General features: G+C 61.6%; 21 protein-coding genes. 2 read left to right on the top strand and 19 right to left on the bottom strand.

Annotated elements, in window-relative coordinates; all coding sequences use genetic code 11:
* Window positions 1–4: 4 nt before the first annotated feature.
* The 4 genes from HMPREF9237_RS05200 to HMPREF9237_RS05185 are packed head-to-tail and all read right to left on the bottom strand — an operon-like array spanning window position 5 to window position 5,529.
* Entirely contained in the window at window positions 5–1,633 is a 1,629-nt protein-coding gene (locus HMPREF9237_RS05200; protein WP_016442684.1) for a dynamin family protein, read from the bottom strand.
* Window positions 1,612–3,474: a dynamin family protein gene (locus HMPREF9237_RS05195; RefSeq protein ID WP_016442683.1), complete on the bottom strand. Its 1,863-nt coding sequence runs from the start codon at window positions 3,472–3,474 to the stop codon at window positions 1,612–1,614. The genes HMPREF9237_RS05200 and HMPREF9237_RS05195 overlap by 22 nt, the downstream gene beginning before the upstream one ends.
* On the bottom strand, window positions 3,471–4,787 hold the full coding sequence (hisS, locus tag HMPREF9237_RS05190; RefSeq protein ID WP_016442682.1) for a histidine--tRNA ligase: 1,317 nt from the start codon (window positions 4,785–4,787) through the stop codon (window positions 3,471–3,473). Before hisS ends, HMPREF9237_RS05195 begins: the two co-directional genes overlap by 4 nt.
* Window positions 4,788–4,800: 13 nt before the next feature.
* Window positions 4,801–5,529, bottom strand: coding sequence for an MBL fold metallo-hydrolase (locus HMPREF9237_RS05185; RefSeq protein ID WP_016442681.1), 729 nt, complete (start codon window positions 5,527–5,529; stop codon window positions 4,801–4,803).
* Between the two features lie 141 nt (window positions 5,530–5,670).
* On the opposite strand from HMPREF9237_RS05185, the gene HMPREF9237_RS05180 reads away from it, so the two are divergent.
* Window positions 5,671–6,963: a DUF349 domain-containing protein gene (locus tag HMPREF9237_RS05180; RefSeq protein WP_016442680.1), complete on the top strand. Its 1,293-nt coding sequence runs from the start codon at window positions 5,671–5,673 to the stop codon at window positions 6,961–6,963.
* Between the two features lie 90 nt (window positions 6,964–7,053).
* Window positions 7,054–7,533 carry a hypothetical protein gene (locus HMPREF9237_RS05175; RefSeq protein WP_016442679.1) on the top strand — a complete coding sequence of 160 codons (480 nt, stop codon included), beginning with the start codon at window positions 7,054–7,056 and terminating at the stop codon, window positions 7,531–7,533.
* 62 nt (window positions 7,534–7,595) lie between these two features.
* Here the strand turns inward: HMPREF9237_RS05175 and HMPREF9237_RS05170 are convergent, their stop codons facing one another.
* The 15 genes from HMPREF9237_RS05170 to thrS form a co-directional block, all read right to left on the bottom strand.
* Window positions 7,596–9,899 (bottom strand): RelA/SpoT family protein, encoded by a 2,304-nt coding sequence (locus HMPREF9237_RS05170; RefSeq protein WP_016442678.1) that lies wholly within the window; start codon window positions 9,897–9,899, stop codon window positions 7,596–7,598.
* A 19-nt stretch (window positions 9,900–9,918) separates the two neighbouring features.
* Window positions 9,919–10,461: an adenine phosphoribosyltransferase gene (locus tag HMPREF9237_RS05165; protein ID WP_016442677.1), complete on the bottom strand. Its 543-nt coding sequence runs from the start codon at window positions 10,459–10,461 to the stop codon at window positions 9,919–9,921.
* Window positions 10,458–11,555 (bottom strand): protein translocase subunit SecF, encoded by a 1,098-nt coding sequence (gene secF, locus HMPREF9237_RS05160; protein WP_016442676.1) that lies wholly within the window; start codon window positions 11,553–11,555, stop codon window positions 10,458–10,460. The genes HMPREF9237_RS05165 and secF overlap by 4 nt, the downstream gene beginning before the upstream one ends.
* A complete protein-coding gene (secD, locus tag HMPREF9237_RS05155; protein ID WP_016442675.1) occupies window positions 11,555–13,294 on the bottom strand; it encodes a protein translocase subunit SecD in 1,740 nt (579 codons plus the stop codon). The genes secF and secD overlap by 1 nt, the downstream gene beginning before the upstream one ends.
* Before the next feature lie 5 nt (window positions 13,295–13,299).
* The gene (locus HMPREF9237_RS08945) at window positions 13,300–13,779 is read right to left on the bottom strand and encodes a preprotein translocase subunit YajC (protein ID WP_016442674.1); all 480 of its coding nucleotides are present in this window, start codon (window positions 13,777–13,779) and stop codon (window positions 13,300–13,302) included.
* An 80-nt stretch (window positions 13,780–13,859) separates the two neighbouring features.
* Window positions 13,860–14,879 (bottom strand): Holliday junction branch migration DNA helicase RuvB, encoded by a 1,020-nt coding sequence (gene ruvB, locus HMPREF9237_RS05145; RefSeq protein WP_016442673.1) that lies wholly within the window; start codon window positions 14,877–14,879, stop codon window positions 13,860–13,862.
* Window positions 14,876–15,469: a Holliday junction branch migration protein RuvA gene (gene ruvA, locus HMPREF9237_RS05140; RefSeq protein WP_016442672.1), complete on the bottom strand. Its 594-nt coding sequence runs from the start codon at window positions 15,467–15,469 to the stop codon at window positions 14,876–14,878. The genes ruvB and ruvA overlap by 4 nt, the downstream gene beginning before the upstream one ends.
* A gap of 22 nt (window positions 15,470–15,491) precedes the next feature.
* The gene (ruvC, locus tag HMPREF9237_RS05135; RefSeq protein WP_016442671.1) at window positions 15,492–16,130 is read right to left on the bottom strand and encodes a crossover junction endodeoxyribonuclease RuvC; all 639 of its coding nucleotides are present in this window, start codon (window positions 16,128–16,130) and stop codon (window positions 15,492–15,494) included.
* Window positions 16,130–16,885, bottom strand: a complete 756-nt coding sequence (locus tag HMPREF9237_RS05130) for a YebC/PmpR family DNA-binding transcriptional regulator (protein WP_016442670.1) — start codon at window positions 16,883–16,885, stop codon at window positions 16,130–16,132. The genes ruvC and HMPREF9237_RS05130 overlap by 1 nt, the downstream gene beginning before the upstream one ends.
* A gap of 106 nt (window positions 16,886–16,991) precedes the next feature.
* Window positions 16,992–17,498 (bottom strand): NUDIX hydrolase, encoded by a 507-nt coding sequence (locus tag HMPREF9237_RS05125; protein ID WP_016442669.1) that lies wholly within the window; start codon window positions 17,496–17,498, stop codon window positions 16,992–16,994.
* A gap of 9 nt (window positions 17,499–17,507) precedes the next feature.
* Window positions 17,508–18,101, bottom strand: coding sequence for a hypothetical protein (locus HMPREF9237_RS05120; RefSeq protein ID WP_016442668.1), 594 nt, complete (start codon window positions 18,099–18,101; stop codon window positions 17,508–17,510).
* Entirely contained in the window at window positions 18,098–19,222 is a 1,125-nt protein-coding gene (locus HMPREF9237_RS05115; RefSeq protein ID WP_016442667.1) for a glycosyltransferase family 4 protein, read from the bottom strand. Before HMPREF9237_RS05115 ends, HMPREF9237_RS05120 begins: the two co-directional genes overlap by 4 nt.
* On the bottom strand, window positions 19,219–20,226 hold the full coding sequence (locus HMPREF9237_RS05110) for a phosphatidylinositol mannoside acyltransferase (RefSeq protein WP_016442666.1): 1,008 nt from the start codon (window positions 20,224–20,226) through the stop codon (window positions 19,219–19,221). Before HMPREF9237_RS05110 ends, HMPREF9237_RS05115 begins: the two co-directional genes overlap by 4 nt.
* Window positions 20,223–20,888 carry a phosphatidylinositol phosphate synthase gene (gene pgsA, locus HMPREF9237_RS05105; protein ID WP_016442665.1) on the bottom strand — a complete coding sequence of 222 codons (666 nt, stop codon included), beginning with the start codon at window positions 20,886–20,888 and terminating at the stop codon, window positions 20,223–20,225. The genes HMPREF9237_RS05110 and pgsA overlap by 4 nt, the downstream gene beginning before the upstream one ends.
* Entirely contained in the window at window positions 20,888–22,867 is a 1,980-nt protein-coding gene (thrS, locus tag HMPREF9237_RS05100; protein WP_016442664.1) for a threonine--tRNA ligase, read from the bottom strand. The genes pgsA and thrS overlap by 1 nt, the downstream gene beginning before the upstream one ends.
* Window positions 22,868–23,019: the final 152 nt, after the last annotated feature.

Here is a 23,019-nt window from a genome sequence, read left to right as displayed (position 1 = left end):
CGAGTCAGGCAGACACCCGCATTAATGATGCCACGGCGCGCGCAAAGTCTCGGTAGCGTTCCATTTCCGTGCGGAACGGCACCAGCACGTTTTCGCGAACTTCGGTTTCGATAGCGGCGCGCGCCCGCGTGGTGACCTGACGTTGAAGGCGTTGCGCCCCGTGCGTGCGTGCGGCCCTCGCGCTCATACTTACGACGACGCCGCATACGGAACCGGCCACCAAGCAGATCAGGCTCGCCCGACGCAGCCCCAGCGGAAGGGTCACTCCCCCGACCTCGGTGATGATTCCGGCGGCTAGTCCTAGCGTTCCCAGCATCAGAGCGGCGAAAGCGAGCCATTGGAGGGCCGCGGCGCAGCCCCACCAGCGCGGCCGGTGCCAGGCCTGGCTTTCCCGCGCGATTATCCGGGCGATGTTATCGGCGAGCCGCGCAGCTTGCCGGGAACTCTCATCGCGTACCGCCCCGCGCCAGGAACGCGGGAGAAAACGGGTAACTTGGGTGGTGAATTCGGCCAAAGTTACCCGAGTGTTTTCCACGGCTCCGGAGCTAGCCACTGCCGCAACGCTGCCCGCCACATATGGCCTGGCACCCGTATCGGTGGTGGCGGCCGAATGAGACGTAACTCCCGCTGCGGAACTACGCATAATATCTGCGCCGCTTCCGTTTCTGCCACCGGGAAGGGCTCGCCTACCCCGCCCGCGCAGCGGCGGCCAGGCGGTGGCACGCCGTGCCGCCCTCCGGTAATGGCCTGCCGCTTCGCGTGCTGCGGAGCTGAGCCCGCCGGCCCGAGCCAGCCCGCTAACGAGCTCATCCACCCCGGCAATATCGGTGAGGTCACGCGGATAGCCGCCCTGGTCAATGAGGTTCTCCGTGAGCGCGGCTCCCGCGGTCCGCACATCCGCGGCGAGTTTTTCTGCCGCAGCTCTCTTCCCCGCCGCGATTTCTACCAGTGCCCCGCGAATCTCTTCGATGCCGCGCCCGGTGAGTGCCGAGGCCGCCACAATATCCGCGCTCACGCCTTCGGTGACGAGAATACGCCCCAGATCCGCGACAATAGCTTCTTCATCACCAGCACCGAGACGATCAACTTGATTGATAACGATGAGGAGAGACGAATGATATTCGCTCATCGCGGCCAAGAAGTCTTCGTGAACCACGGCATCCGCGTATTTTTGGGGGTCGAGTACCCAGATAACCACATCGGCTCGGGCAATAATACGCTCGGCCTGGACGCGATGGGTATCCGCCGTGGAATCAATATCCGGCAGGTCCACAAGCACCAGATTGGCGGTGGTATCGGGAGCTAGCTGGAGCAGCACTTTACGTTCGCGCACCCCGAGCCAATCGAGGACATCAGAGGCATGGTGCCCCGAGACTCCTAGAGGTGCGCGGGTGGCTGGACGGGTGGCGGCCACCCCGGCCACCTCCTGTCCCACAATGGCGTTAAGCAGGGATGACTTACCCGAGCCGGTGGCGCCTGCCAGAGCCACCACGGTGCGTTCGGTTCCTATCAGACCGCGCTGGCGCGCGCGGTTTAGCACATCGCGCGCCTGGGCACGCACCGACTCATCAAGGTAGGCACCACCCAGGTCGAGGGCCTGCTCCAGGTTCTTTAATCCAGTGGGGAGATCCATCCGCGCCTCCCTTCCGCGCTGCGCATCGCCTCATCTAGCTCATTCAGAGCATCTGTGCTGACTCCCAAGCGCGCGATTTCCTCTCGATAGGGTGCGGCCGTGGCCGCGAAGAACTCTTCTGCGCGCCCGAGGAGATCCTCGGTAGCGGAAGCGGCCATGCGGCGAACAGCGTCGTCGCCGAAAATAGCTTCCAAAACGCGCTGCGCTACCACGGCCGTTCCCCCGGCGATAGCTACTTCTCCACCGGTAAGACCGGCGGAGTGAGCAAAAACAACCAGCATGAGCGCGACGCCCACCGCATTAATACCGAGGGAAACGACGCGTGCGGTGAGCTGCTTGCCGTGTCCCTGCTCGCCGAGCATATCCATGAGAGAGCGGCGCCAATCACGGACCAGGGCTCCGGCAGCGTCCCGGCGAGCCGCGCGATCCCTGCCGGCTTCGATAGCCCCGCCTACCGCGGCATCATGCCCGGCATCTCCCGCCGCGGTATCGCGCTCGGAACCGGCCTCCGCGCCCCGGGACTCAACCGCGAGAACTATTCCCGCACCCGCTGCGCTGCGCTCCAATTCGGTGGTAAGGCAAGTGGCCAGGCCGGTGTCCGCGGTGAGGAGCATATCGGTGAGGGAGTCTTCGATGGCCTCTCCCACGGCGTCTTCGCTCGCGTTCCGGCTAGCGGTTCGCCGCGAGCTCAGCCGATCACGCCAACGCGTGACACCTGCCTGCACAGCGCGAGCCCACTGCCCGCTGCCGAGCATCTCATGCCAGCGACGCAGCACTTCTCCGCGCAACACGGTACCATCCGCGATACCGGATTCTATACGGGCACGTGCCTCTTTCAGCGCAGCACTGACCTCTGTGTCTAAGCGTTCGGCTTCCTCGATCTGTTCGAGATAAGAGTCGCGGGCCTGGGCGCAGGTATCGGCCAGGCTAGCGAGCGCCCCGGTGAGAGTTTGGCGCGCTACCGAGGCACGCGAACGTTCATCGCGGGCGAGCCCGGCGAGCCACTCGCGCAGCGGAGCCACATCGGCCTCCGGAATGCCCGGCGCCCCCGGGTACTCGGTTATCACAAAGAGCGGGGCGCTTCCCAAACCGCGTTCCTCAAGCCTGCGGATCAAATCGGGGCGAATCGCCGCGGCATCCCCAACAGGAACCCTATTGAGGACAACGGCAATGACAATATTGCGCTCGGCTGCTTCATCGAGGAGGGCCCATGGAATCGCATCCGAATAACGCGCGGCGGTGGTAACAAAAACCCACAAGTCAGCCGCTTGGAGAAGCTGGCCGGCCAATCTACGGTTATCCCCCTCGACTGAGTCAATATCCGGAGAATCCACCAGTGCCAGGCCCCGCGGGACACGAGGTGATTCCACCAAGCGGATGGCACCGCTCGCTTTCGCCGCCCGCGCGCTACCAACCGCTGCTGCGCCGTCGCTCACAACCACCGCTGCGCCCTTGCCGGAACGTTCTGGCGCAAGCGCTGCGCCGTCGCCACTCAAACGAGCTAGCCCGGGGAAAATACGGTCGCCGGAAAACCATGCTTCCTCCCCGGGAGCGTGGGCGAGCACCGGGATCCGGGTAGTGGGGCGCAGCGCGGAGGATGGTGTCACCGATGCACCCACGAGGGCGTTCACCAGGGCCGATTTACCCGAGCCCGTAGATCCGCCCACCACGGCCACCAGCGGCGCATCCAGGGAGCGCAGGCGCGGGAGCACGTAGTCATCAAGCTGGTGGAGACCGTCGGTGCGAGCATCACGCCCGTCTGCCGCCCCCGGGGTGGGCAGTGGGAACCTCAGGTCTTCCAGTGCCTGGCGCACCCGCTCAAGGGAAAGCAGGCGACTCACGGCATAATCACCCGCGGGTAGCGATCTTCTTCCGGCGGAGTCCAGGTATCCGGGTCAGCGGGGACCTGGGTGCCCGAGCGCACATCACGAACCTGCTCGCCTTCCGCCGTTGTAAACCACACAAAGGGAATACCGCGCTTATCAGCCGCTTTAATCTGCTTACCGAACTTCGTGGCGTTATGCGAGACGTCCGCCGGAATACCGCGGGCACGCAAACGTGCCGCGATGGTGGAGGCATGGTGACGTTCGGATTCATCGTTGACCGCCACGTACACGGCCGTGGGAACCTTGCGGCTAGCGCGCAGCAGATCCTGGTGCAGGAAACGTGCGAGCAGGCGCGATACCCCGATGGACAGGCCCACGCCCGGATAGCTGCGGTTACCGGCCGTTGCCAGGTTATCGTAGCGCCCACCCGAGCATACCGAGCCAAGATCTGCGTGACCTTCCACCGTCGATTCGAAAACAGAACCGGTGTAGTAGTCCAGACCGCGTGCAATAGATAGATCCGCGCTGACCGAACCGGGGATAAGAGAGTTCGCTTCGGTGACGAGTGTTGCTAGTTCTTCCAGACCTTCGTCCAAGAGCGACGACGACGCACCGAGCGCGCGGACTCTGTCTACGAAGGAGGCATCTTCGGTGGTGATACCCGCCAAGCTCAAGGCAAGTTGCGCCTGCTCCGCGCTGGCTCCCACGTGTTCGGAGAGTAACTCGGTCACCACTTGCGGACCTACTTTGTCGAGCTTATCTAGGATTCGCAGGGTTTCCTCGGTATTTTCCAGCCCGATCGCTTCGTAGAAGCCCTGGGCGAGTTTACGGTTCGAGGCACGCACCCGCACCCTTGGGATGGGAAGCTTGCTCAACGCATCAACCATGACGAGCGGCAACTCAATATCGTGGTGGAAGGCGAGGGAGTCCTGGCCAACCACATCAACATCAGCCTGGTAAAACTCCCGGAAGCGCCCGTCCTGGGGGCGTTCGCCGCGCCAGACCTTCTGGATTTGGTAGCGCTTGAAGGGGAAATCGAGTTTTCCGGCGTTTTCCAGCACGTAGCGGGCCAGCGGCACGGTGAGATCGAAATGAAGACCGAGGCCGGAATCCTGGCCTTCCTCCCCCTGGAGGCGGCGCAGCACATACACTTCTTTGGAAGTTTCGCCCTTGCGCAGCAGCTGATCCATAGGTTCGACGGCGCGAGTTTCCACGCCCGAAAAACCGTGGAGTTCAAAGGTGGAACGCAGGGTGTCAAGAACTTTCTGTTCCACGATACGGGCTTGCGGAAGCCATTCGGGGAAACCGGAAATCGGCGCAATTTTCATAGGTACTATTCTTTCACTTCATCGCGATATAGGCGCGCAGGTACGGTGAGGCTTTGAGCTCGCGCGCCAGGGTGGAGGGTTTGCCGTGGCCGGGGAAGAAAATCGTGGAGCCGTCCACCTCGGCAACGATGGTGCGCAAGGAAGCGCGCATCTGCGCATCGTTCCCGCCCGCGAGGTCGGTGCGGCCCACTCCGTCCCGGAAGAGCACATCTCCGGTGATCATGAAATTCTCCCCGAAACCCCAATCGGGAAGCTGCGGAGTTTCTGGATCCGCTTCGAAGCGCCCCGAGAAGAGAAAAACTGTCGAGCCCTCGGTATGCCCCGGGGTAGCGAGGGCGCGCAGGTGCACACCGGGAACCAGCTCCATTCCCTCCGCGTATATTTCTTCGGGAAGAGGCACGATCTTTTCCGGTTTCACCCAGGAACGCCCCCCGGTGGCGGCCAGGACGAGCGGCGCGTAAAAAGCATTGGCGATCGGATTATCCAGCCGGTATGCGTCAGGCTCAGCGATAAAGCACGGCACGCTTGAGCCGGCCACCACCCCGGCATCCCACACATGATCCCCGTGCCCGTGCGTGGCCAGTACGGCGCCCAGGCGCAAATGACGGGCTGCCAGGGTGCGTTCTACCCACGCGGCGCTGCCAGCTCCCGCATCAACAACCAGGGCAACCCGATGAGTAGGGTCGGCCATGATATAACAATTCGCCTCCAGGGCAGTATTGGAATACCGCAAGAAAATCATGCATTAACCGTATCCTTTCTCCCGATTTTTTCCTACTGGCACCCGGAATCCCTTTCTCCGTGGCACAATTGTGGTATACCGTAAGAATTAAAGTTGTCCCGCGGCGTGTACCTCACGCCTCTTTCTCCACAAGGAGTAACAATGTCCACAGCTCATCCCGCTCAGCCCGCTCCCGCGCCGCTGGATCCGGCCGCCGTCGCCAAAGCCCGTCCTTTCGGACGCGTGGACGACGAAGGGAAGGTGTGGCTTAAGGATGGCGATACCGAACGGGTCGTTGGCCATTACGCGGCTTCCGGCACCGAAGATGATGCCCTGGAATTCTATATTCGCCGCTATATTGACCTGGATACCCAGGTAAGTCTGGCAGAAACGCGTGCCCACCACGTATCCCCCGAAGAAAGCCGCAAGTCAATTGCATCCCTACGCAAGGAACTGGCCGAACCGGCCGCGGTGGGTGATATCGCGGCGCTGCGCACTCGCTTGGATAAGCTCGAAGAAGTCGTGGCGCTGCGCGCCAAGGAATACGCGGCTCAGCGCGCCGCCGCCAAGGAAGCTGCTCTCCAGGAGCGAACCCAGATTGTGGAACGCGCTGAGGAACTCGCCAACGCGAATCCGCACACCATCCACTGGCAGAATACCCGCGCTGAGCTCAATGATCTTTTCGAAAGTTGGAAACGGGCCCAGCGCCAGGGTGCGCGCATTGATCGTCCCACCGAAGAAGCACTGTGGCGGCGCTTTGCTACTGCCCGCTCCACCTTTGATCGCGCCCGGCGCAACCACTATAAGGAACTGGATGTACGCCGCAGCCAGGTGAAGGCCACCAAGGAAAAGCTCATTGCGGAGGCCGCCGCGCTCTCCTCCTCCACCGATTGGCGGGAAACCGGGGATCGCTACCGCGAACTCATGGATGAATGGAAGCGGGCAGGGCGGGCCGGGCGCCGCGATGACGATAAGCTCTGGGAGCGTTTCATGGCCGCTCGCCAACCTTTCTACGACGCTCGGGATGCGCATTTCAGCCAGGTGGATAGCCAGTACGCGGAAAATTTGGCCGCGAAGCTCGAATTGGTGGCGGAAGCTGAAGCTCTCCTTCCCATTACCAATGTTGATGAAGCCCGCGAAAAGCTCCGTGAGATCGGGGAACGCTGGGACGAGATCGGCTTTGTGGCCCGCGGTGATATCGCCCGGACCGAGGGCCGGATGCGGGAAATTGAGGAAAAGATTCGCGCGGCGGAAAACGACCGCTGGAACCGTACCGACCCGGAAAAGCAGCAGCGTTCTTCCGGTATGGCCGCACAGCTCGAAGCGCTTATCGCCGAACTCGATGAGGAAATTGCCCAGGCCCGACAGGCCGGTGATGAAAAGAAGCTCACCGAGCTAAACGAGGCGCGGGCCGCCCGCGTGGCCTGGCTCGAGCAGGTAAATAAGGATCTGTAACTTTTTCCTACCTGTGGATAAATGCAAGCCGCTCTCCCCGCCTGGGGAGAGCGGCTTGCATTATTTTATTCACCACCACACACTCTCGGTATGTATGTGGACGGGGTGCAGCGCCTGGATATTAACGCTGGCTTGCTGGTGGAATACGCTCCCGGGTTAGTGTGCGCGGCTGATTGTGCCGCTTATGCGCCGCTACGGGCTTCTCTTCTTGCGCAGGTACTGGGGCGGGATAGCATTGCCACCACACTGAGCGCAATGTGGGTTTATACCGGTTACTGGCCCGCGGACCGGCTGATTCGGATCTGTAGCGTGCGAGCTAAGTCACGGACTATCCGCAAGCCGGCACCCGAGGAGCGCCAATCGATAGCCGGCTTGTGCTTAACCACGCTGCCACGTACCATCACGGATATTTTTCGCCAGGAAGAGCTGGACGTAGCAATTACCTGTGCTCTGGAGGTGGCGCGGCAGCGCCTTCTAGAAGCTGATGGGTGGGAAGCGGCGGCAGAAAACCTGACCGGCCGGCACCTCGCCGCAGCGCGTGCGGCTGTGCATGCTATTGCCCAGCGCTAAGCACGGGAGCGACCAGGAGCTTCCGGCGTTCAGCTCCGTGCCGTAACCGCGGCGAATCCGCGCTATGCACGCGGAGATTCCACCCGGCGCTGATTAGCGGGCTTGGAATTAGTCACCCGGTACGCATCGTACACGCCTTCAATCTTGCGTAGATCTGCCAGCACCCGAGCTAGGTGATGCGGATCGGCCATCTCAAAGGTGAAGGTGTTACGCACCATGCGTTCTTTCGTGGTCATCATATTGCCGGCCAGAAGATTCACCCCGTTATCCAGGAGCGCTCGGGAAATATCGGAGAGCAAGCCCTGCCGGTCGAGTGCGTCCACCTGGACCTGGATAACGTACACCGCTTCGGAATCATCAGCCCAGTGCACCTCGAGGAATCGTTCCGGTTGCTTTTGCAACTGCTCCACATTCGGGCAATCCGCGCGGTGGATGGACACACCCGAGCCGCGAGTCACGAAACCAACGATGGAATCGGGGGGAACCGGGGTGCAGCAGCGGGCTAGCTTGACCATAACATCCCCGGCTTCCATGCCTTGGACCACCACAGCGTTATCGGTGCTGGCCGTGCTCCGCCGCCGTGAAATACGGTTCGGAGTCACTGCCTCCGCGAGAGTTTCCTCCACCCCGGCCTGCCCGCCCTGGGAGGTAATGAGGTTACGCACCACTGTTTCGGGGGAGATATCCCCTTCCCCAATACCCGCGTACAGGTCATCGACGGAACTGCGTCCGGCCTCCCGCGCTACTTCCGCGAGTGTGTCATGGCTCATGAGGCGCTGGACGGGTTGGTTACGTTTACGGATGGCGCGGGCAAGCTTATCCTTGCCCTCTTCTACCGCTTCATCCCGGCGACTCTTCTTGAACCACACCCGGATCTTGGCGCGGGCACGCGGACTTGCCACGAAATCAAGCCAGCCGAGGGAAGGTCCGGCATCCGGGCTTTTCGCGGTAATAATCTCAACCGTATCCCCGGATTCCAGCTTGTGATCGAGGGTGACGAGACGATCATTCACCCGCGCCCCCACCGTACGATGCCCCACTTCCGTGTGGACAGCATAGGCGAAATCGACCGGGGTGGCTCCGGTGGGGAGCTCCATAACTTCCCCGGCCGGAGTGAACACGTACACCTTATTACCGGAGATCTCATAGGAGAGCGACTCGAGGAATTCTGCCGGGTCCGCGGTTTCCCGCTGCCAATCAACTAGCTGGCGTAGCCAGTTGAGCTGGGTTGTTTCTTCGTCGACTTTCGCGGTCCCGCCCCCGCGCTTGGTGGCATTCGGGTTTTCCTTATACCGCCAGTGCGCTGCCACTCCGTATTCCGCGCGCCTATGCATATCGTAGGTACGGATCTGAATTTCAAGAGAGCGGTTATCCGGGCCGATAACCGTGGTGTGAATCGACTGGTAGAGGTTGAATTTAGGGGTGGTGATATAGTCCTTGATCCGCCCCTGAATGGGCGTGAAAATAGTATTGGCAACACCCAGCACCGCGTAGCAGTCCGGGATAGTTTCCACGAGTACCCGCACTCCCACGAGGTCATAAATATCTTCGAAGTCCTTACCCCGCAAAATCATCTTCTGGTAGATGGAGTAATAGTGCTTGGGGCGACCGGTAATCGTGCATTTAATATGGGAACTCTTGAGCTCCCGCTCCAAAATGGCCTTGATTTTCGCGATATACGCTTCGCGTTCCGGGGTGCGTTCTTGCACCAGGGATTCAATTTCGGCGTAGACCTCCGGGTACATGGTTTTAAAAGAGAGGTCCTCGAGTTCCCATTTAATGGAATTCATGCCGAGGCGGTGCGCGAGGGGCGCGTAGATCTCCAGGGTTTCATGTGCCTTGGATCGTGCCTTTTCCTGCGGCATGAAACGCCAGGTGCGGGCATTATGGAGCCGGTCGGCAAGTTTAATGAGAAGCACGCGGATGTCTTTGGACATCGCGATCACCATTTTGCGCACCGTTTCCGCCTGCGCTGCTTCTCCGTATTCGACCTTATCGAGCTTCGTGACTCCGTCCACGAGCAGTTCCACGGTGGAGCCGAAATTATCCCGGACCTGCTCGAGGGTATATCCGGTATCTTCCACTGTGTCGTGAAGGAGAGCACCCACGAGGGTATCCTCGTCCATTCCGAGTTCGGCGAGGATGGTTGCCACCGCGACCGGATGCGTAATATACGGCTCTCCCGAGCGCCGCTTCTGGCCACGGTGGCATTCCTCCGCCACGTTATACGCCCGGATAATGCGTTCCTTATCAACATTACCCAGGGCGCGCATAAGGGGTTCCAGGGCATCAGGAACCTGGCTGGCCGTGCGTCCGGTCAACCACGATAGCCGCGATAGTACCCGCGGACCCTGCGATTCCGACATGCCCCACTCCCCTCTTGCGTTAATCGAAGGTTAGCACCGCTTCGACCTGCCTACCGGCCAGACGCTCCCGACCGCCCATACCCGCCAGCTCAATGAGCATGCACAGGCCGGCCACAATCCCGCCCGAGCTTTCCACCAGCTCACAGGCTGCATTCGCGGTTCCACCGGTGGCGAGAACGTCATCGATGATAAGAACGCGCTGTCCATCTTCAATATTAAAGGGCTGAACCTCCATCCGGGCCGAACCGTATTCCAGTTCATAATCAACCCCGATAACCGGCCCGGGCAACCGCCCGGCTTTGCGGATGGTAACCATTCCCAGCCCCATGGCGTATGCCAGCGGCGCGGACAAAATAAATCCGCGTGATTCCAGCCCGGCAACGGCGTCGATCTTACCTTCGTAATGGCGGGCCAGCTCATCAATAAAGAGGTGGAATGCTTCACCGTCTGCTATCAGCGGGGTGATATCACGAAAGATAACCCCGGGCGCCGGGAAGTTTTCACGTTCTCGCACCCGACTGGCCGCTAGTTCCACGAGTTGCGAAGAAAACGCAGTGCTCACTTCTTGCTCCTCTTCTTGCGGCGCGGCTGCGCGGTATTACCAAGATGGTGGCCAGGTTCGAGCACCGCGGAGACGACGTCCTCTTCCGCAACACCGGCCTCAACACGTTCGGCGCGCGCAGCAGCCACTTCCGCGTTATGGGCCTTGATGCGCGGATCGGCATTCGTCAGGGTGACGGCGAGCGGCGCCGCCAAGAAGATGGACGAGTACGCCGAGAGCAGCAGACCGACGAAGAGCACCAGCGCAAGATCGCGCAAGGTACCCGCGCCCATAAGGTACACCCCGATGAACAGAATGGATGCCACCGGCATAATCGAGGTGACCGAGGTGTTGATGGAGCGGATGAGAGTCTGGTTGACGGCGTGGTTCGTGGACTCCCCGAAGGTCACACGGTGCTGACGCAGCACGTGCTCGGTATTTTCACGGACCTTATCGAAAACCACCACGGTGTCGTACAGGGAGTAGCCGAGGATTGTCAGCAGACCAATCACGGTGGACGGCGTGAATTCGAATCCAAAGAGACAGTAAATACCCACCGTCACCACAAGGTCGTGGAAGAGCGCAACGATTGCGCCCAGGGCATTGCGCCAGGATCGCATATAAGCCCACAGCGCGAGGAGCACCAGCACGATAAAGACCACGAAACCCTGGAGGGCCTTCGTGGAAATATCCTGGCCCCACACCGGGCCGATATAGGTGGAGGTGACATCCTGAACGGAGGTTCCGTATGCTTCAGCCAATTCCGTGCGGATCGCTTCTGTTTCCGTATTGCCCACGCCGGTACCATCAGCATTCGCCGAGGTTTGGATGCGCAGGGAGTTCTCACCTACCTGGGCTACGCGAGCGGCTGCATCCCCGCCGTGGCGGGCCATGATATCCGAGGCGAGGCGCTGATCGGTGGTTTGTGCCCCCGAGACCGTGAACTGGGATCCACCGGTGAACTCAATACCCATATTGAGCCCGCGGGTGAAGAGCGCGATAAACGAGGCGATAACGCAAATAATCGCGATGGTGTACCAGGTCTTGCGCCGCTGCACAATTTTGAAGCTGCGCCGCCCAGAGTAGAGATCATTACCTAAGCTGTACATCGACATTAGGCGTTCTCCTTTCCCTCGCTGCTCGCGGGGAGAGCGGCCCGACGCTCGCGGGTGCGACGCTCAGCAAGCGAGCCTTCCCCGGGAACCTTACGGCCGCGGTACGCCGGGGTATGCGCCAAATGCTTGGCGGACATACCCGATGCCGGGTGCCCCCCGCCGAAGAACTTAGTGCGCACCAGCAGCGTCATAAGCGGATAGGTAAACATAAAGACGACAACGAGGTCGAGGATCGTGGTGAGCCCCAAAGTGAAGGCGAAACCGCGCACCGAGCCCACTGCAATGAAGTAGAGAACCCCGGCGGCAATAAGGTTGACGGAATCAGAGGCGATAATCGTGCGGGTTGCGCGCTTCCATCCGCGCTGCACCGCGGTACGTACCGCGTGCCCGTCACGAATCTCATCCCGAATACGTTCGAAGAACACAATGAAGGAATCGACCGTGATACCGATAGAAATAACCAGACCGACGACGCCGGCCATTGACAAGCGGTAACCCATCACCCAGGACAGTAAACAAATAACCCCGTATGACAAGCCCGTGGCAAGCACCACCGAGCCGATAGCCACAATAGCGAGGGCGTGGTACTGCCAAATCAGGTAAAGAACAATAAGCACAAGACCGATCAGCCCGGCCACCAGGCCCGCGCGCAGCGATTCAGAACCGAGGGTGGCCGAAATTTGCTGTTCGGATTGCACCTCAAATTCCAGGGGTAGCGAACCGAATTGCAGCTGGTTGGCCAGCACCCGCGACGTCGTCGCGTTAATGCCGGAACCGTTAATAACGGCCTGCCCGCCTGAAATCTGGGTTTGCGGAACCGCGGAGGAAATAACGCGCCCGTCTAGAACGATAGCGAATTGGTTTTGTGGACTCTTCAGGCCCACCAGCCGCCCGGTCACTTCAGAGAACTTCTGCGCGCCCTCGTTATCGAATTCCAACTGTACAATCCACTGGCCCTGCTGCTGATCGAAACCTGACGTGGCCCGGGTCAGGTTCGTTCCGGCAATCTCGGCCGGGCCGAGCACGTACTTAAACGGCGTGACCTCGCCCGTTTTAGAATCCTTGCTTTGCCCGCAGGCCACCAGCGCGGTATCCGGGTTTTCTTCCGGGGCGGTAGCCGGGTTCTCTGCGGTGCAATCCAAGGTCAGCGCATCGTAGGTGACCCGCTCGGTTTTCGCCCAAGCTGGATCCGAGGCGTTGCTCGGCTGGCTGGGCGGAGTGGTGGAGAGCTTGCCGTCTCCATCTGCGTCGGCAGCCTTCATGGCCGCTTCTTCCAGCGCGGTGCCGGCCAGGGGTGCGGCATTCTCCCCCTCGCCCTTCATGGTTCCCGGATTCGCCATGGCGAGCACCGGGCGCATCCGCAACACCGCGGAATTACGCACGAGGTCGAGGGTTTCCTGACTGGGATGCCCGGGCAGACCCACCACAATATTGGAGCCACCCTGAGAGGTAATTTCCGCTTCCGCCACACCCGAAGCGTCCACGCGCTGGCGAATAATTTCAATCGCCTGGTTGACATCTTCGGCAGTGATCTCGGAATTATCCGTGGTCTTCGGGGTGAGAATAAGCTCCGTGCCCCCTTCGAGGTCAAGAGCAAAATTCGGGGTCCACCGGGAATCCGATCCGGAGCCCGTTGCCGACCCCACCCCCAGGGAGACAAAGAGCGCGATCGCCAAGATCGCAAGGGTAATGATCCGGCGCCAGGATAACCGGACGCCGGAATTTTTAGATTGAGACATAGTGTTTACTTCCAGGCCGAGCCCGACTCATCTTTCTTTTCACCAAAAGCCGAGTCCGTGCTCCGAGGAGTCACGTGACCGGTCACTTCCGGGGCCGCCGCACTAGCGGAAGCAGCAGTTCCCGCGGCACTATCCGCATCGCTCGCGCCGGCTCCGGATAGCTCCGAAGCGCTCAGGCGAGCGGCTTCCGCAGCATCTTCCGCCGCCGCTTCTTCTTCAGTGATCGGCGCGAAGGGAATGGAGGCCTGCTCCCGAATAGCCAGGCGCGACCACACAGTTTCATCCCCGGAGGGACTTTCGAGCGTCACCGCATCCCCGTCAATAGCAACAATGCGCCCGTAAAAACCCGCGGTGGTCATGACATCTGTGCCGACCACCAGAATGCTATTGCGGTGTTCTTCAGCACGTGCCCGGGCCTTCTTATTGGACTGGGACATGAACAGAACCATCCCCACCAGGATGGCGCCCATGATGACGAATTCCACGCGAGAGCTCCTTGGAAAAGACAATAATTACCGTGCCAGTTTACCGTGCATAACTGAAAACACCTGCGGCCGTGACGAAACTAATCTGTAGGCGGAGTTAAACCCAGATGCGTCCAGGCCCGCGGGGCCGCCATTCGCCCCCGCGGAGTGCGCACTAGATAGCCTTCGCGCACCAGGTAGGGTTCGACCACCGTCTCTACCGTTTCCGGTTCTTCTCCCACCGAAACTGCCAGGGTAGTCAGGCCCACCGGCCCACCGCCAAAGCGGGTACACACCGCGTCGAGTACCGCACGGTCAAGCCGATCCAACCCGGCTGGATCCACCTGGAAAAGGTCGAGGGCGGCCCGCGCGGCCCTCAGGTCCAGCTCCCCGGTGCCGCGCACCTGCGCCCAGTCCTGGACGCGGCGCAACAGCCGGTTGGCGATACGCGGGGTGCCGCGCGAACGCCCGGCGATTTCCTGAGCGGCATCCTCGGTAATGCTATGGCCGAGCTTAACGGCATTACGCCGCACAATACGGGCTAGGTCGCGCTGTTCGTAATATTCCAGGTGCGCCGTAAAGCCGAAGCGATCACGCAAGGGAGCGGGCAGCAAGCCGGCGCGCGTCGTCGCCCCTACCACCGTGAAGAAAGGCAACGGCAAAGGGATCGAGGTGGCGCCCGGTCCCTTCCCCACCATCACGTCCACCCGAAAATCTTCCATGGCCAGGTAGAGCATTTCTTCGGCATTGCGGGCCAGGCGGTGGATTTCATCGATGAAGAGGACGTCGTTTTCCTGCACGGAGGAAAGAATCGCAGCCAGGTCTCCCGAATGCTGGATCGCCGGACCGGAGGTCAGGCGCAGCGCCCCGCCCACTTCCGCCGCAATAATCATGGCGAGGGTAGTTTTCCCCAAACCCGGCGGCCCGGAAAGGAGCACGTGATCGGGAGTACGCCCGCGCTGCACCGCTGCCTGCAGCACGAGGGAAAGCTGGTCACGTACGGTGTCCTGGCCCACGAATTCGGAGAGCTGGCGCGGGCGCAGGGCCGCTTCGGCGGCACGCTCCGTTTCGTTGGCTTCCGGGGAGACCAGGCCGGCGTCGAAGGACATATCTTCGCTCATCGGCGGGCCCCTAGTATTTGGAGACTTGCGCGCAGCAGCTGGGCCACGGTGCCCTGCGGTACTTGCGCGCGCGCTTCTTCATACGCGGCGACGGCGTCGCTTTCTTTCCACCCCAGTCCCACCAGACCGGCAACCACGGCATCGGGATCCGCCCCGGCGGTGGCCGTCTCACCCGCCGCCACCGGCGCCGGACCAAGCTTATTGCCCAGCTCCAAAATAATGCGCTGGGCGCTCTTCTTGCCAATACCGGGAACCCTGGTGAGGGCAGCTTCGTCCTTGGATTGCACGGCGGCGCGCAGAGCATTCGGGGTGTGGACAGAGAGGAGAGCGAGCGCAACTTTGGCGCCGATCCCGGACACCGTTTGCATAATGTCGTAAACGTCGCGCTCGTCCGCTTCGCTAAAACCGTAGAGGGAGGGAAGATCATCGCGGCTGGCAACCAGCGAGGTATAGAGAAAAGCTTCCGCGCCTTCGCGAAGGCGCGCGAGAGTATCCGGCGTCGCAAAAACTTTGACGCCCCACCCGCCGACCTCCATCACCGCGAAAGTGGTGGTAACACGGCTCACAGTTCCGCGAATACTTGCAATCACTCAGGGCTCCTTCCTCATGACTCTAGCCGGTAGCGGAGCGGTGCGGGGAGACCGCGCCGGCGCGCCGACTCATGCGTTCAGCTCCCGCCCACATTCGCTGCGCGGCGGTCAAATCCGCTCCTTCGGCACGTGGGAGGGTACCGGCCCCGCCGTGCTGACCATTATCCACCGTGGCATCCAGGGCGTGGGCGCCCCCGCGCCATGCGTGGGTGATGGCAATGGCGAGGGCGTCCGCGGCATCCTTGGGACGCGGCAGCTCGGCCAGACCTAAAATCCGCTGAACCATATTTTGCACCTGGAGTTTCCCGGCGCGCCCCGAACCGGTGACCGCTGCTTTCACTTCGGAGGGCGAGTGCAAGCCGAGGGGAAGCTGGGCGCGGGCAGCAGCCAGCATAGCGATACCGGCCACCTGCGCGGTTGAGGTCACCGAGCGCACATTTTCCTGCGCGAAAACGCGTTCCACCGCCACGACCTCGGGAGAAAACTCCGCGATCACCGCGTCGATTTCATCCGCGATAAGGAGAAGACGCCGATGCGGGGCCAGGTCCACCGGAGAGCGCGCCACGCGCATATCCACCAAACGCACCCGCCGCGTCACATCGGCGTCAATGGTTCCCAGCCCGCAGCGCGTAAGTCCCGGGTCAATACCCAGAATGCGCACTACTCACCCTCGAGCTCAGCGAGGATCTCATCGGCGATATCCGCGTTGGTGTAGACCTCTTGAATATCATCGACATCGTCGAGCGCATCGGTGAGTTTGAGGAGCTTTTCCGCGCCGGCGCGATCCAGGGGAACATTGGTAGATGGAACAAAGCGTGATTCTGCGGAATTGTAGTCAATTCCGGCTTCCTGAAGCGCGGTTCGCACAGCTACCACATCGCTAGAAGCACAGTAAATGGTGAACGTTTCGCCGTCGTCCTCAATTTCTTCGGCGCCGGCGTCAAGAACCGCCATGAGAACGTCATCCTCGGAGTTCTCCCCTTTAACCGCTTCCACCACACCGCGACGGTTGAAGAGATAGGAAACCGAACCCGGATCCGCCAGGGTCCCCCCATTGCGCGTGAGTGCGGTACGCACATCCGAGGCGGCACGATTGCGGTTATCGGTCAGGCATTCGATGAGGATAGCCACCCCACCCGGGCCGTAACCTTCGTAAGTAATGGCTTCATACTGGATGGAATCATCAGTTTCACCCGAGCCACGCTTAACCGCGCGATCAATATTATCGGCCGGCACCGAGTTCTGCTTGGCTTTGCGGATCGCGTCAAAGAGCGTGGGATTGCCCGCGGGATCTCCACCACCGGTTGCCGCTGCCACTTCGATATTCTTGACCAGACGCGCGAAAAGCTTGCCGCGCTTGGCGTCATTAGCGGCTTTCTTATGCTTGGTGGTTGCCCACTTGGAGTGTCCTGACACGTGTCCTCCCGAGTAGATAAAAACTTCCGGAGCCATTGTACGCGGTTCGAGGCCCGGGAACTATTACCTGGGCCGCAGCGCGCCTAAGCTGTACCGTTCAGGGAGGTTAGTTCTCCCAAAGCTCGCGGCAAATTCCATCCCATCCGGCGTGCACCTGGGCCGCCAGCTCCGCGAGACCCGCCGGATACACCCGTTCCCTCGGGGAACCAGCGAGTTGCGCGCCGGCACGCCAGTCGATAACGTCGAGAAGTTCTTCTTCCGCCGCGGTCCAGGCCCGCCCGCTTCCGGTCACCGCCGCGCGGGCGCGCACCGCGTCCAGCCGCACCGCGAAAAATTCTTCGTCTTGGCTGAGGGTGGTACGGGCAAAACGAAAAGTTGCGTGCCGGCGCAGAACCGGCCCGATAAGTTCCGTTTCAGTTACGACGACGCCGGTCTCCTCCCGAAATTCCCGCACTGCCGCCTGCCGGGGGCTTTCCGTATCTTCCAGTCCCCCACCGGGCGTGAACCACCACCGGTGGGAAGGATCGTCCCGGTCATGGCCGCGGATGAGGAGGACGCGGCCGGCTTCATCCAGGGCGATAATGCGGGCAGCACGCCGGGGAGTGGTGGTCATCGGGAACTCTTACTCATCGTCAATATCGATGGTTTGCGGGACCGGGGCGTGCCCGGCGATGGGAAAAATGGAGAGAATCCGGGAATTGCGTACCCGGCGAGCCTGGTCCACATGCGAATTATGGAAGGAGCGTGTCATGCGCACATCGAGACGGGCACGTTCGAGGCGCCGGTAAAATTCACGGGCGGCTGCATCGGTGATATCGTTCGGGTCCAGCTCATCCACGGTGAGTCGCAGGGCGCGGGAAAGCTCGGATTCCACCGCGCGCCGTTCCCGGGCTGCCACGGCCGGATCGGGAAGATCATCGCGCATATCACCGGGTAAGGCTTCCAATCCGTCCGCCACCACCGGAAGCATGGAGGCGGAGAGCACCCGCTGGGCACTATCGGTGAGGATAAGAGCCCCGGCCATATCCAATTCCCCGGACATAGCCATATCGTAGGCGGTGCGGGCGCGGGCGGCGAGCGCCTGTTCCACCGCCCGGCGCGATTTCAGGAGGGTGGTATGGAGGCGATCAAGGCGACGGGCCGCCACCACCGCGCTCAGACCGAGAAGGAGAAGCACCACGCCGGCGACGAGGGCAAGCCACCACCATATATTCACTGCTCTACCTCCATCTGGGCGGTGCGGACCGCTGTTTCATACACGGCAAAGACTTGAGAGGCAACAGTGGACCAGTCGTAACGCTGGGCTTCGGCCTGGCCGGCCTGCGCCACCCGAGCCCGGCGTTGCGGATCACGCAAAGCCGCCACGGCCACCCGGGCCAGATCCTCCGGGTCTTCATTGGCGAAGTGGTCCCCGAAGGTTCCCCCGCCCAACACCGCGCGAAAAGCGGGAATATCCGAGGCGAGCACAAAACCACCCGCGCTCATTGCTTCGATAAGAATAATTCCGAAGGATTCACCCCCGGTATTGGGGGCTACGTAAAGGTCCACACTGGCGAGCATGGCGGCTTTATCGGGATCGCTGACGGGACCGAGGAACGTCACCCGTGCGGCCGCCTCCCCGAAGAGTTGCCGTGCCGCTTCCTCATCACCTTTCCCGGCCACGAAGAAGCGCGCCTGCGGGTAGTCGCGCAGGATGAGCGGGGCGGCAGCGGCCAGCACCGGCAGACCCTTGCGAGGCTCATCCAGACGGCCGAGGAATCCGAAAGTGGGCGAGTCGGGCGTGCCGGTGAAGCGGGCATCACGCGGTACTTCGAAATCGGCGGTATATACGCCATTGGGAATAATAAAAGCGTCTCCGCCTAAATACTGCACCGTGGTACGGCGTGCTTCTTGGGAAACCGCGATACGCGCCTGGATCTTTTCCAGGATGGGGCGCAGCACCGGAGAAAAGAGGTCGAAGGCCCGGGAACGGTCCATGGCGGTGTGGTGGGTGGAGACGACCGGGCATTCCGCACTCATGAGGGCAAGCATAGAAACGGAAGGAACGAAAGGTTCGTGCACGTGGAGCACATCGAAATTCCCTTCCCGCAGCCAGCGGCGTACCGCCCGATTGACTCGCGGACCGAAGGAGAGGCGCGCTACCGAACCGTTATAGGGAATCGCCACGGAGGCTCCCACCGGTACCACGTAATCGGGCAGCGCCTCGTTTTCTTCACTCGGGGCGATCACCGAAACACTGTGTCCGCGGGCGATGAGCTCCTCGGCTAGATCCCGGATGTGGAATCCCACTCCCCCGGGCACGTCCCACGAATAAGGGCAGGCAATCCCGATGTTCACGGCGTTCCTTCCTTCGCGTCGTACTCTGCTTGGCGGCACGCAAGTTCCCGGGCGGCTTTCTCACGGTTGGTGCGGTAGCGTTCACCGTCCAAATCGGCGACAAAAACAGGCTGGAGCATATGCCAGTCCTCAGGGTGCTCAGCCAGCACGCCTTCAAAAGCTGTGATCCATTCCTGGGTGATTCGCTCGATTTCTGCGTGGCGTTCGCGCGGGGAAGCCGCGGCGTCCACTCGCGCGCGGATGGGTGCGCCGCTGCGCAGCACCATCCGCCATCGGGTGGGCACTTCCCGGGTACGTTCCCTTTTCACGTAGTAGGAGAAAATAGGAACGACGGCGCAGCCGGTATCTATGGCAAGGATCGCCGGTCCGGCAGCGGCGAGCATACTCTCCCCAAAGAATTCCACTTCCACGCCAGACGCGGTGAGATCACGATCAGCCAGAACCGGGGCGAGAATGGGGGCCTGGCGGGTATCCTCCGCGAGACGGTGAATCGCCCCACCGCCTTTGACCACGGGATAGATAACCATCCCAATATTTTCACGCAGGCGCACGAAGCGCTCGAAAACCTCGGCGGGTTCTAATTTTTCTACCAGGGTGTACACAGGTGCGAGGAAATAGCGCGACCACGCCCCAGCCATATCCCAATTGCCCATGTGCATGAGCGCCCCGATGAGGGCATGGCCGCGGGCAAATTCCGCGCGAGCGGAATCGAGACCGTCCTCGATGACCCGCGCCGCTAAGTCGTCGGCTTCCCAATTTCCCAGCCGCAGGGCTTCGTAATAGTAGCGCATATAGGAACGCATGGCGGCGCGATTGAGCCGGCGGGCAGCCCTGCCGCGCACATCTGGGCGTATCCGCGCGAGGTTGCGGCGCAATTGCTGGGTTCCGCGCAGCGGCAGAGCTCCGGCGACCGTCCCGACCGCGGCAAAGAGACCGCGGCCCACCGGTTCGGGGAGCCGGGCCACCGCCCCGGTGGCACGGAAAAGAAGATTGCCGAGATTCACTGGCCGCTCCCCTGGCCGACCCGCTCACCAGCACCGTGCTCCGCGCGGGACTGCCGGTAGACCGTTACCATGCGCTGGGCCACCGTGATCCACCCGGCTACCGCGAGATAACCGAGAGCCACCAGCAGCACCCATGCACTGGCCCCGTAGCCGGTAATCAGCGCCCCGAGCAGCACGATAACCAGCCGGTCCGCGCGTTCACTGATCCCCACATTCGCGGTGAATCCCACCGCTTCGGCGCGGGCGCGCGCGTAGGAGGTGCACAGCGCGGCCGGGAGGGCCGCCAGGCAGGCCAGAGCCAGCCAGTCGGTGAGCCCGGCCGTCGCCCCGATGTTCCAACGCGTGATCCACAGGAGAATCCCGCAGAATATCGCGGAATCTGCCAGGCGGTCCAGGGTGGAGTCCAGGAAGGCACCCCAGCGGGACGCGGTTCCGGTCAACCTCGCAATTTGGCCATCAAGACTGTCGAAAATGACGGTGATACCGATAATCCAGGAGGCCCACACGGGGTGCCCGAGGGGATAGAGGATGAGCGCGCAGGCCACCACCGCCACGGTTCCGGTGATCGTCACCGCGTCGGCGCTGATCCCCGCGCGCACGCACAGGCGCGCAATGGGACCGAAAATTGCCTGGGCCAGAGGCCGCCCGCTCCGGGAGAGCATTAGAACTTCTCCGCTTCCGGCTCATTAGCGCGCCGTCGTACCACATCCACGATATGCGCGATCGCTTCGTCAATAGCGACCCCGTTATGCTGCTCGCCGTCGCGGAAACGGAAGGACACGGCGCCGGCATCGACGTCGTCCCCACCGGCAATGAGGGTGAAGGGAATCTTTTCCTTCGCGGCGTTCCGAATCTTCTTGCCGAAGCGATCATCGGACGTATCCACTTCGGCACGAATATGCTGTTCACGCAGGCGCCGGGCGATATCTTCGCAGTAGTCGTTGAAGGTTTCGGCCACCGGCACCAGGCGCACCTGCACGGGAGCGAGCCAGGCGGGGAAAGCCCCGGCGTAGTGCTCGACCAGCACACCCAGGAAGCGTTCGATGGAGCCGAAGAGGGCCCGGTGGATCATGACCGGGCGCTGGCGCGAGCCGTCCGGCGCGGTGTATTCCAGGCCGAAACGCTCCGGGAGGTTGAAATCAAGCTGGATCGTGGACATCTGCCAGGTACGTCCGATGGCATCACGTGCCTGCACCGAAATCTTGGGGCCGTAGAAGGCCGCGCCTTCCGGATCGGGCACCAGCTCGAGACCGGAGGATAGCGCCACTTCTTCCAGGGTGCGGGTGGCTTCTTCCCAGAGGTCGTCATCCCCGATGAACTTCTTGGGGTCTTTCGTGGATAGCTCCAGGTAGAAATCGTTGAGACCGTAGTCCTTGAGGAGGGACAGCACAAAGGTGAGCAGAGAGGAAAGTTCCTCGCGCATCTGCTCGCGGGTGGTGTAAATATGGGCATCGTCCTGGGTGAAACCGCGGGCGCGGGTGAGACCGTGGATAACGCCGGACTTTTCGTAACGATACACCGTTCCGAATTCGAAGAGCCGCAGCGGGAGATCGCGGTAGGAACGCCCCCGCGCCTTATAAATAAGGGAGTGCATGGGGCAGTTCATCGGCTTGAGGTAGTAATCCTGATCCTCATCCACCCGCATGGCCGGGAACATACCATCCTTGTACCAGGACAGATGCCCGGAGGTCTGGAAGAGCTGGCCTTTGGTGATATGCGGAGTATTGACGAAATCGTAACCGGCTTCGATATGGCGCTGGCGGGAGTAATTTTCCATTTCCATGCGGATAATGCCGCCCTTGGGGTGGAAGACCGGGAGCCCGGAGCCAATTTCATCGGGGAAGGAGAAAAGATCTAATTCGGTTCCCAGCCGGCGGTGGTCCCGGCGTTGGGCTTCCGCAATACGGGTCTGGTAGGCATCCAGTTCTTCTTTACTCGGCCACGCGGTGCCGTAGATGCGCTGGAGATGATCGTTATTCTGATCCCCCTTCCAGTAGGCGGCCGAGGCGCGGGTGAGCGCAAAACCATTGCCGATGAACTTGGTGGAAGGCAGGTGGGGCCCGCGGCATAGATCGGTCCACACCACATCGCCGTGGCGATTGACATTGTCGTACATGGTGAGCCCACCATGGCCCACTTCTACGCTGGCGCCATCCGCATCGTGACCCTTGGTGGTGATGAGCTCGAGTTTATAGGGCTGGGAGGCTTCTTCCTGGCGCGCCTCTTCTTCGGTGATTTCGCGCCGCACGAAACGCTGATTTTCCTTAACGATGCGCTTCATGCGCTTTTCGAGTTCTTTCAGCATCTCCGGAGTAACCGGGTCAATATTGCCGAAATCGTAGTAGAAGCCATCCTCAATGAAGGGGCCGATGCCCAGATTCGCATCCGGGTAGATTTGCTGGACTGCCTGGGCCAGCACGTGGGTGGCGGAATGGCGGAGAATATTGAGCCCGTCCGGGGAATCAATGCGCACCGGTTCCACTTCGGCGCCGTCCAGCGTGGTCAAATCCGTGGCCAAATCCTTGAGTTCCCCGTTGACTTTCAGGGCGATAATCGCGCGATCCGCGGCGAAATAGGCGGTTCCCGGGCACGGTTCGTCAAGGGTGACGAGGGTGCCGTCCACGGATAGACGTGCGGGCATAGTTTTCTCCTTAGTTCTATTTTTCACGGCATCCAGACCGGGGATGCCCGCCCACCAGGATACCTGTTTCACTCCGGCCACGCCCGCGGGGCATCACCACCGGGGCCCGGAAGGGGATACAGCTCACGCATACCGCGGGTAGAGTCCTGGGA

Origin of the sequence: Actinotignum schaalii FB123-CNA-2, from assembly GCF_000411135.1 — a bacterium.
Lineage (GTDB): Bacteria > Actinomycetota > Actinomycetes > Actinomycetales > Actinomycetaceae > Actinotignum > Actinotignum schaalii_A.
Note: the sequence above shows the minus strand (reverse complement) of the source record. Positions and strands in the feature narration are given on the sequence as shown.